General features: G+C 66.3%; 11 protein-coding genes. 1 reads left to right on the forward strand and 10 read right to left on the reverse strand.

Annotated features, from left to right (window positions below):
- Nucleotides 1–4: 4 nt before the first annotated feature.
- From H9654_RS16945 to asnS, 10 genes are all read right to left on the reverse strand, one after another.
- Nucleotides 5–691, reverse strand: coding sequence for a DUF2461 domain-containing protein (locus H9654_RS16945; protein ID WP_191771892.1), 687 nt, complete (start codon nucleotides 689–691; stop codon nucleotides 5–7).
- Complete coding sequence (gene sbcB, locus H9654_RS16950; RefSeq protein WP_191771893.1) at nucleotides 688–2,127, reverse strand: exodeoxyribonuclease I; 1,440 nt, start codon at nucleotides 2,125–2,127, stop codon at nucleotides 688–690. Before sbcB ends, H9654_RS16945 begins: the two co-directional genes overlap by 4 nt.
- Entirely contained in the window at nucleotides 2,127–3,542 is a 1,416-nt protein-coding gene (locus H9654_RS16955) for an FAD-dependent oxidoreductase (RefSeq protein ID WP_406833491.1), read from the reverse strand. Before H9654_RS16955 ends, sbcB begins: the two co-directional genes overlap by 1 nt.
- Nucleotides 3,523–4,797 carry a kynureninase gene (kynU, locus tag H9654_RS16960; protein WP_191771894.1) on the reverse strand — a complete coding sequence of 425 codons (1,275 nt, stop codon included), beginning with the start codon at nucleotides 4,795–4,797 and terminating at the stop codon, nucleotides 3,523–3,525. Before kynU ends, H9654_RS16955 begins: the two co-directional genes overlap by 20 nt.
- A gap of 162 nt (nucleotides 4,798–4,959) precedes the next feature.
- Complete coding sequence (locus tag H9654_RS16965) at nucleotides 4,960–5,472, reverse strand: 3-hydroxyanthranilate 3,4-dioxygenase (protein ID WP_191771895.1); 513 nt, start codon at nucleotides 5,470–5,472, stop codon at nucleotides 4,960–4,962.
- Nucleotides 5,473–5,492: 20 nt separating this feature from the next.
- Nucleotides 5,493–6,155 carry a carbonate dehydratase gene (can, locus tag H9654_RS16970; RefSeq protein WP_042614893.1) on the reverse strand — a complete coding sequence of 221 codons (663 nt, stop codon included), beginning with the start codon at nucleotides 6,153–6,155 and terminating at the stop codon, nucleotides 5,493–5,495.
- 74 nt (nucleotides 6,156–6,229) lie between these two features.
- On the reverse strand, nucleotides 6,230–6,871 hold the full coding sequence (locus tag H9654_RS16975; protein WP_191771896.1) for an FMN-binding negative transcriptional regulator: 642 nt from the start codon (nucleotides 6,869–6,871) through the stop codon (nucleotides 6,230–6,232).
- A gap of 4 nt (nucleotides 6,872–6,875) precedes the next feature.
- Nucleotides 6,876–7,190 (reverse strand): hypothetical protein, encoded by a 315-nt coding sequence (locus H9654_RS16980; protein ID WP_057507927.1) that lies wholly within the window; start codon nucleotides 7,188–7,190, stop codon nucleotides 6,876–6,878.
- Between the two features lie 7 nt (nucleotides 7,191–7,197).
- Nucleotides 7,198–7,497, reverse strand: a complete 300-nt coding sequence (locus tag H9654_RS16985) for a hypothetical protein (RefSeq protein WP_042614896.1) — start codon at nucleotides 7,495–7,497, stop codon at nucleotides 7,198–7,200.
- Between the two features lie 30 nt (nucleotides 7,498–7,527).
- Nucleotides 7,528–8,922, reverse strand: a complete 1,395-nt coding sequence (gene asnS, locus H9654_RS16990) for an asparagine--tRNA ligase (RefSeq protein ID WP_042614897.1) — start codon at nucleotides 8,920–8,922, stop codon at nucleotides 7,528–7,530.
- 130 nt (nucleotides 8,923–9,052) lie between these two features.
- Here asnS and H9654_RS16995 point away from each other — a divergent pair, with 130 nt between their 5' ends.
- Entirely contained in the window at nucleotides 9,053–9,391 is a 339-nt protein-coding gene (locus H9654_RS16995) for a HesB/IscA family protein (protein ID WP_101100562.1), read from the forward strand.
- The last annotated feature ends 205 nt before the right edge of the window (nucleotides 9,392–9,596 follow it).

Here is a 9,596-nt window from a genome sequence, read left to right on the forward strand (position 1 = left end):
GGGGTCAGAACTCCAGATCCAGCGCCGCGCACAGGTAATCCACGAACGGACCCAGCGCGACCAGGTCCTTGCCCAGTGTGGACAGCAGGCGCGGCCCGGTCATGGTGGCGTCGTCCAGCTGGCGCCACATCACCCAGTTGCGGTGCTTGAGATCGTCGATGAACTCGAAATCCGCCGGGAAGCCGCGCGGCGGGCGCACCAGCTTTTCGGTCTGCTCCATCTCGAAGCGACGGCGCAGCGCCGGGGCATGCGCGGCCTGCTTCCAGCTGCCGGGATTGTCCAGGATGAAGTGGCGGATGCGGCGCTGGGTATCCGGCTCGGGATGCCACACACCCGCCCCGACGAAGCTCGCACCGGGCTGCAGGTGCACGTAGAACGACGGTGCGGCGACTTCACGACGACGCTCATGGAACAGCCGCGCGCCCTGCCAGTTCTTGTACGGCGATTTGTCGTTGGAAAAGCGCGCATCGCGGTAGATGCGGAACAACGAACCGCCCACGGTGCGCGTATCGGCACGGAACTTCGGGCTGACCTCGGCCAGCGCCGGTTGCAGGTCAGCGAGCAGGCGCAGGAACGGCTGTCGTACGTGGTCTTCGTACTGCTGCTTGTGGTCAGCGAACCACGCCTTGTCGTTGTGCAGTGCCAGTGCTTTCAGGAATTTGAAGCTGGCATCGGAAAAATAAGCGCTCACAGGCTGTCCTCCAGCTGCTTGCCCCAATCGCGCAGCGCCTGCAGCAGCGCCGGGCGGCGCAGGTCGTCGGACGGCTCGGCGGCAAGCGCATCGATCTGTTCGTTGTACTCGGCCAGGTTCACTTCGCCGAGCTTTTCATCACCGCGCAGGCGCCGCTGGCGGTAGGCCTGCCAACGCGCGCGGGCGTCGGCATCCAGGCTGCCAGGATGGTTGCGCGCACGATAGCGCAGCAGCAGTTCCGGCAGGCGGGGATCATTGAACTCCCCTTCCAGCGCGCCCAGTGCTTCCGGCGGAGTGGTGCGCACGCGTGCCAGCAGGGGCTTGTCGCCGGCGCCGAGGAAGCCATCGTAGATCGAGGCATCGACATCGGATGGGCCGCCTTCGCGTGGCCGGGCGAAGACCTGGCGCGCCTTTTCGGCCAGCAGCGCGGCATGGGGACGCAGCTGGTCGACCTTGGCTTCGATGGCGGCGATGTCCAGCCCAAGGCGCTGGTGGTCATCGGGTCGCAGGTGGTTCCAGGCCACCAGCGCGGGGACCTTGTTGGCGTGTACTTCCTTCAACGGGATGCGCTGCACGCCTTCAGGCAGTTCACTGGCGCGCAGGTACAGGCGCTCGGCGATGGTCTCGGCCGGCAACTGCAGCAGCGCGTCAACATCGCCGTCCAGGTCGAACACGATGTAGCGGTTGGCGATGTGCGGATGCACGGTCAACGGCAGCACCGGCGCGGCGCACAGGCGGCTGGCCGGATAGCGCATCGAGATGTGCAGCAGTGGCCGCAGGGCGGTGACATCCAGCAGGCTGGTGACAAAACGCTTGTCGCGCAGGCGCAGCGCATAGTCCCACAGGCGCGGCTGCGCATCGCGGAACAGCCGGGCCATGCCGATGGTGGCGCGCACGTCGGACAACGCCTCGTGCGCATCGCCATCGCGCACGCCGTTGGCATCGGCCAGGTGCTCCAGCTTGAACGAGGTCGCACCGTCTTCGCGCTTGGGCCAGGTGATGCCGTCGGGACGCAGCGCATGCATCAGCCGCAGCATGTCCAGCAGGTCCCAGCGCGAGTTACCGTTGCGCCATTCGCGCTCGTAGGGGTCGAAGAAGTTGCGGAACAGCCCGTGGCGGATGAACTCGTCATCGAAGCGCAGCGTGTTGTAGCCCAGCGCGCAGGTGCCGGGGCGGCTCATCAGGTCATTGATCCGCGCCAGCGCCTCGGATTCGCCGATGCCTTCGGCCAGCGCATGCTGCGGGGTAATGCCGGTGACCATCGTGGCATACGGTGAAGGCAGCAGGTCATCGGCCGGGCGCACGTAGAAACTGACGGGGGCGTCGATCTCGTTGAGCTGCGCATCGGTGCGGATGGCGGCGAACTGTGCGATACGGGTGCGGCGAGGATCCTGGCCGAAGGTTTCCAGATCGTAGAACAGGAAGCTGTCGGCCATCAGTGCGCGCCCTCCAGCACTGGCAGCTTGGCGTGGACTTCGGCTTCCAGCGCGCGCCAGTCGACCTGCTGCAGGGAATCCAGCCCTGTGGTGGCGTTGCGCAGGATGCGGCGCTGTATCCGCGTGCGCTCCAGCGCGACGGCGTAGGGCGTGTGCAGGAAAGTAACCATGGTGTAGTGTGGCACGAACCGCGTGGGCCACCTCTGCTGCAGCGCCAGCTCCAGTTCACGCTGCAGCAGGAACCCCGGGTCGGCCACCTGGTCGCGCATCTCCGTGTAGTTTTCCAGCGCCATCTGCTGGATTGCCCAGGCATTGGGCGAACGCTCGATCTCAAACGCCGAATACGCGCTGCGCAGGTCGCTGGCGGCTTCCAAATGCCGGGCCAGCGCGACGCAGTCTTCGAAAGCACAGTTCATGCCCTGGCCGTGGAAGGGCACCATGGCGTGCGCGGCATCGCCGATCAGCACGGCCTTGCCATCGGTATGCCAGCGCTCCAGGTACAGGGTGCCGAGAAGGCCGGGCGGATGCGCATCCCAGTCAGCGCGCAGGTCCGGTATCAGCGCCAGGGCATCGGGAAATTCGCGGGCGAACAGTGCTTCGGCCTGTTCGCCGGTGGTGACCGTGCTGAACCCTGGATCGCCCTTGTTGGGCAGGAACAGCGTGACGGTGAAGGTGCCTTGGTGGTTGGGCAGGGCGATGCACATGAAGCGGCCGCGCGGCCAGATGTGCAGCGCGTTGGGGTCGATGCTGAAAGCACCGCTCGGGCCCGGCGGGATCTCCAGCTCCTTGTAGGAGTGGTCCAGGAATTCGATGCGCTCACCCAGTGGCTGGCGGCGGTTCATCGCCGCGCGCAGCGCCGATCCGGCGCCGTCCGCGCCCACCAGCGTGACGAAACGGATGTCATGCGGGGTGTCATCGCGGTCATCGATGAAGCGCGCGTGCTGCGCGTCGAAGTCCACGGTATGCAGGCGCCGGTGGAAATGCACGACGGCGCCAGCCTGTTCGGCCAGCTCCAGCAGGGTGACGTTGAGCTCACGGCGATGGATCGACCAGATCACTTCGCTGTCGTCGCGGCCATAGCGCTGCAGCGCGGGGGCGGCGTCGTCGCGCAGGTGGACCATCCGCCCGCGCATCATCACGGCACGCTCCATCACCGCCGCTTCCACGTGCGCGCCGGCCTGGCGCAGCGCGTTGCGGCCGCGTTCGGCCAGCGCCAGGTTGATCGAGCGGCCGCTTTCATAGCCACTGACGCGCGGGTCCCCGCGGCGCTCGTACACCGTGATGTTCCAGCCCTGCCGGGAGAGCAGGATGGCCAGCAGCGAGCCGGCCAGCCCCGCACCGACAATGGTCAGCGAACGCGGGGCGGCAGTGTTCAGCGATGTGTCCTGCACGACGTCAGTGCCGGGCCCAGGCATCGACTGCATCAACGAAGTGGTGCAGGTCCTGGTAGCGGTTGTACAGCGGTGTCGGCGAGATCCGGATCACGTCCGGTTCGCGCCAGTCACCCAGCACGCCCACCGCGCGCAGGTGTTCGAACAGCGCCCGACCGCGCTCACGGCCGCCGATCACCCGCAACGACAGCTGGCAGCCGCGGCGCTCGCTGTCAGCGGGCGTGATGCGTTCCAGCACGTGCGGCAGGCGGCTCTGCACCAGCGCATCCAGCATCCCGGTGAGGGCCAGCGACTTGTCCCGCAGTGCGGCCATGCCGGCGCGTTCGAACAGGTCCAGCGACGCACGCAGCGGCGCCAGCCCGAGGATCGGCGGGTTGCTGAGCTGCCAGCCTTCGGCGCCGACGGACGGCACGAACTGCGGCGCCATCTGGAAGCGGGTGGCTTCCTCATGGCCCCACCAGCCGGCGAAGCGCGGCAGGGTGGTGTCGCGATGGTGGCGTTCATGTATGAAGGCCCCGGCGACGGCGCCCGGACCACTGTTGAGGTACTTGTAGTGGCACCACACCGCGAAGTCCGGCGCCACCTCATGCAGCTGCAGCGGCAGGTTGCCGACCGAATGCGCGAGGTCGAAGCCGATGTTGGCGCCCTGGGCGCGTGCCAGCGTGGTGATCGCCTGCAGGTCGAACGCCTGGCCGGTGCGGTACTGCACGCCGGGCCACAGCACCAGCGCAAGGCGCGCGCCGTGGCGGGCGATGGCCTGCTCGATGGCCTGCAGCGAGATCGTGCCCTCTGCTTCATCCGGCTGCACTTCGACCAGGCAATCGGCGGGATCGAACCCGTGGAAGCGGATCTGCGCTTCCACCGCATGGCGATCGGTCGGGAAGGCGCCGGCTTCCATCAGGATCACCGGGCGCTGCGCGGTGGGCCGGTAGAAGCTCACCATCATCAGGTGCAGGTTCACGCTGAGCGTGTTCATCGCCACGACTTCGCTGGGCAATGCGCCGACCACCTGCGCCAGTTGTCCGCTGACCAGACGGTGGTAGCCCAGCCATTGGGTCGGGCCGGTGAAGTGGCCCTCCACGGCCAGCGTGGCCCATTGCCCCATGACCTCCTGCACCGCGGCCTGCGCACCACGCGGCTGCAGGCCCAGCGAATTGCCGACGAAATAGGTCTGCTCGCCGCCTTCGTGGCGGGGGATCAGGAATTCGCCGCGCAGGTCGCGGAGCGGATCATTGGCATCCAGGGCCAACGCGTGGGCACGGCTGAGCGGTTCGGACATAGTGAGAGCGACACGATTTGACGTGTTCGAAGTGTACCGCGCGCGGCGTTGTGGCATGCCTGCAGCAGGGCAGAGCGTGACGCCCAACGCTCGTCACCCACCAGGACAGCACGCCCTCCGGTAGCGCCGAGCCATGCTCGGCGTCCTCTGTCAGGGCCCTTGTCAGGCGCCGGGCAGCGGATCCACGTGTCCGCATTCACTGCAGGTGCGCAGCTGCAGGTCGCCTTGGTAACGGGCGAACACCTTCGGCAGGTCGGTTTCGATGTTCTGCAGGGTGAACCACTCCTCATGCAGCTTGTGATTGCAGCGCTCGCAGTGCCAGACCACGCCATCGCGTTCGTGCGGCAGGCGCCTGCGTTCCACCACCAGCCCGATGCCGCCCGGCGGGCGGCGCGGTGAGTGGGGCACGTTGCCTGGCAGCAGGAAGATCTCGCCCGCACGGATGGGAATGTCCCGGACCTGGCCGTCTTCCTGCACCTTCAGCACCATCTCGCCTTCCAGCTGGTAGAACCACTCCGGGCCTTCGTCGATGTGGAAGTCGGTGCGCGAATTCGGGCCGCCGACCACCATCACGATGAAGTCGCCGTCCTCGATCATCTTGTTGCCGACCGGCGGCTTCAACAGGTGCCGGTGTTCTTCGACCCAGCCCATCAGGTTGATCGGTGAAGCAAGCATGCGGACGCTCCGGTTGAGGCTCAGTCGCGCTTGCCCTTGCGCGGGACGAAGGACAGCGCTTTCTCATAACCCGGCTGCAGCGCTTCCGGGCTGTCGACGTCGATGCCCATTTCGCGGACGCGGCCATCGCGCAGGCTGTAGACCCATCCATGCACGGTCAGCTTCTGCCCACGTGCCCAGGCATCGCGCACGATGGTGGATTGGCAGGCGTTGGCGACCTGCTCGATCACGTTCAGTTCGCACAGCCGTGCGTGGCGCAGGTCGGGATCATCGATCGCATCGAGGATGGCCGAATGCTTCTGGGCCACGTCGCCGACATGCCGCAGCCAGTTGTCGGCCAGGCCGACACGGACGTTGTTGAGGCTGGCATGCACGCCGCCGCAGCCGTAGTGGCCGACGATCAGGATGTGCTTCACCTTCAGCTGGTCCACCGCGTACTGGATCACGCTCAGGCAGTTGAGGTCGGTGTGCGCCACCACGTTGGCCACGTTGCGATGCACGAAGACCTCGCCCGGGGCCATGCCGATGATCTGGTTGGCGGGTACGCGCGAATCGGAACAGCCGATCCACAGGTATTCGGGATGCTGCTGCGTGGACAGCCGGTCGAAGAACGCGGGGTCTTCCTGCTGGATCCGGTCGGCCCAGTCGCGGTTGTTCTGCAGCAGCTTTTCAACATCTTTCATGTGGGGTCCCTGACGTGGTGGGAGGCAAGGCGCGGCGGGCAGAGCCGCGTCGTCGCGGGAATCAACGGAATATTTCAGTCGCGCGCGGTGTCCGGCGCGTCCAGGAAACGGCGCATCCACTGCGCCAGCTCGTGCGCGGCGGGGCAGGGCAGCCGTTCCAGTTCGGCCATGACCGCCTGCTGGTTGGCCACCGGGTGGTTCTGGCTGAGCTTCATTTTCAGCTGCACGGTGTCCACCAGGAAGCGGAAGCCGATGATGCCGCGCAACTGGCTGAGGTGGTCATCGCGCTGCGCCTCGAACTGCCAGTCACGGCCTACCTTCGCTTCGTACAGATCGCCGGTATCGGCGACCACCGCCGCCAACGCGTCGGTGTCCTCGAAGCGGTGCAGTTGGCCGCTCAGTTCAGCGGCGGCATAGTTCCAGGTCGGCACCCGTGCCATGGCCTCCTTGTCCGGGTACCAGGATGCCGAGACATACCCGTGCGGGCCGTCCACCAGCACCTTGGCGGGTCCGTCGCGGCGCGATTGCGGATTGGCCCGGGCCCAGTGCCCGCGCAGCTCGATCGCCTGCCCTTGGCGGCGGTACAGCACCGGCAGCCGGGTCAGCTCTGGCAGGCCATCCTCACCGGTGGTGAGCAGGGTAATGAACGCATCGCGGGCAAACAGCGCGTCCAGCCAGTGCAGGTCGGTTTCAGCGAAGGCGCGCGGGGTGAACATGCAGCTAGACCGTGCGGCCCAGCGACTGCACCATCAGGCCACGCAGCCCTTCATCGGTGCTGGCCCGCGGCGGCTGCACTTCATGCAGCGAGAAGCCACGCACCAGGGCGTCTTCTTCGTCCAGCCCGTCGTATTCCACGAACTCGGCATCGAACAGCTGCGCGCGAGCGGTGTCTTCACCGTCGTAGCTCAGCGTGTTGCCATCGCTGTCCAGCACTTCGGCGGTGCCGGCCGGGCGGATGCGCAGGCGTGCCCAGATCAGCGTGTTGCCCAGGCTGGCCAACCACCAGCTGTCCTGCGGAAGGGAGTCGTCATTCATTTCGTGATTACCAGATCGACGCCAGCCAGAGCAGGGCGGCCATGCCCAGTCCGGCCAGCAGGGTCAGCAGCGATACCCAGGCCGGTGTCGCCAGCCCGGACAGCGAGCGGTCCGGCTGCGCGCGATAGTCACGCCGCAACAGCCAGGCCAGTGCTTCGGGCTTGAGGAAGGCACCGCTGCCAAAGCGCTGCGACAACGCCGGATGGCGGTCGCGCAGGTGCACCAGGGTCAGCGGCCAGAAGATCACGAAGGCACTGAACCCGGCGATCGCCACGCCGAAGAAACACAGCGCGAAGAACAGGGTCATGGGGTCGGTACCTCCGTGGATGGAAGGGGATCAGAAGTCGGCGTTGCCCGGCGCGCGCGGGTAGGCGATGGCATCGCGGATGTTGGACAGCCCGCAGACGTACACCACCAGGCGCTCGAAGCCGAGGCCGAAGCCGGCGTGCGGCACCGAACCATAGCGGCGGAAGTCGCGATACCAGCCGTAGTGCTCGCGGTCCAGGCCGAACTGCGCCATGCGCGCATCCAGCACGTCCAGGCGCTCTTCGCGCTGGCTGCCGCCGATGATCTCGCCGATGCCCGGGGCCAGCACGTCCATCGCCGCGACGGTCTTGCCGTCGTCGTTCAGGCGCATGTAGAACGCCTTGATGTGCTCGGGGTAGTTGGTCACCACCACCGGGCGGCCGATATGTTCTTCGGTCAGCCAGCGCTCGTGCTCGGTCTGCAGGTCCAGGCCCCATTCCACCGGGAAATCGAACTTCCGGCCGGAGTTCTGCAGCAGCTTCACCGCTTCGGTGTAGTCGATCTGCTCGAACGGGGCATTGATGAAGTTCTCCAGCTTGCTGATCGCGTTCTTGTCCACGCGCTCGGCCAGGAAGGCCAGATCATCACCGCGTTCGTCCAGCACCGCGCGGAACAGGTACTTCAGGAATTCCTCGGCCAGCCGCGCATCTTCGGCCAGGTCGGCGAAGGCGATTTCCGGTTCGATCATCCAGAACTCGGCCAGGTGGCGGGTGGTGTTGCTGTTCTCGGCGCGGAAGGTCGGGCCGAAGGTGTAGACCTTGCTCAGCGCCAGGCAGTACGCCTCCACGTTGAGCTGGCCGGACACGGTCAGGAAGGTTTCCTTGCCGAAGAAATCACGGCTGAAGTCGACCTCGCCGCGCTCGGTGCGTGGCAGGTTGACCATGTCCAGCGTGGAGACACGGAACATCTGGCCGGCGCCTTCGGCGTCGGAGGTGGTGATGATGGGCGTGCTGATCCAGTTGAAGCCGTTCTGGTGGAAGAACCGGTGCACGGCCTGGGACAGGCAGTTGCGGATGCGGGTGACCGCGCCGAACAGGTTGGTGCGCGGGCGCAGGTGCGCCACTTCGCGCAGGAACTCCGGCGACATCGGCTTGGGCTGGATCGGGTAGGTCAGGGGGTCTTCGACCCAGCCGACCACTTCCACGTCGCTGGCCTGGATCTCGAAGGACTGGCCCTTGCCCTGTGATTTGACCAGGGTGCCCTTGGCGATCAGCGAACAGCCGCTGGTCAGGCGCTTGACCTCGTCGAAGTTGGCCAGCGATTCGGCTGCCACCACCTGGATCGGGGCGAAGCAGGAGCCGTCGGTGACGTTGATGAAGGCAAGATTCGCCGAGCCACGCACCGTGCGTACCCAGCCGCGTACCGTGACTTCGCCGCCTTCCGGGATCTTCCCGGCAAGCGCATGTTCAACGCTGACCACCGTCATGACTTGAATCCTCTGCTGATCGACTCGATCTGTGAATTCGAAGTTTACCGGTTGCAGCGTTCCGCTTGCGAGGCATTTCTACTGCCCCGGTGGCCTTTATACTCGTCTCGTACCTTCGTGGAGCTCCATCATGGCCGTCAGCCTGACCCCAGTAGCCTTTGAGCGCGTGCAGCGCTTCGTCGCCCAGACCCCTGGTGCCCTGGGGCTGCGCTTTGGCGTGACCCGCACCGGTTGCTCGGGCTGGGGTCACGTGACCGATCTGGCACGTGACGAGCGCGAGGGCGACCGTGTTTTCGATCAGGACGGGGTGCGCATCTACGTGGACGCGCAGAGCCTGCCGCTGGTGGATGGCACGGTCATCGATTTCGGCAAGCAGGGCCTGAGCGAGACGTTCACGTTCAAGAACCCGAATGCGGCGGCCGAATGCGGCTGCGGTGAGAGTTTCACCACGGATGAGTCGCACCGCTGAGGGTTGGCGGTTTTCCGGCCTGCGGCCGGCTTGCTGTAGCAGCAACGTCAACGTCAACGGCAACGGCAACGGCAACGGCAACGGCAACGTCAAGAGCCTGCAGGGCTGTGGGTTGGCGGGGCGGGGTCGCTGTGCAGGACACGCCGTGAATCCGTCCATGGAGGCTCGCTTTTCGCATCCATGCGAAAAGACGGTCCTGCACAGC

The organism is Stenotrophomonas lacuserhaii (genome assembly GCF_014836545.1).
Classification (GTDB): domain Bacteria; phylum Pseudomonadota; class Gammaproteobacteria; order Xanthomonadales; family Xanthomonadaceae; genus Stenotrophomonas; species Stenotrophomonas lacuserhaii.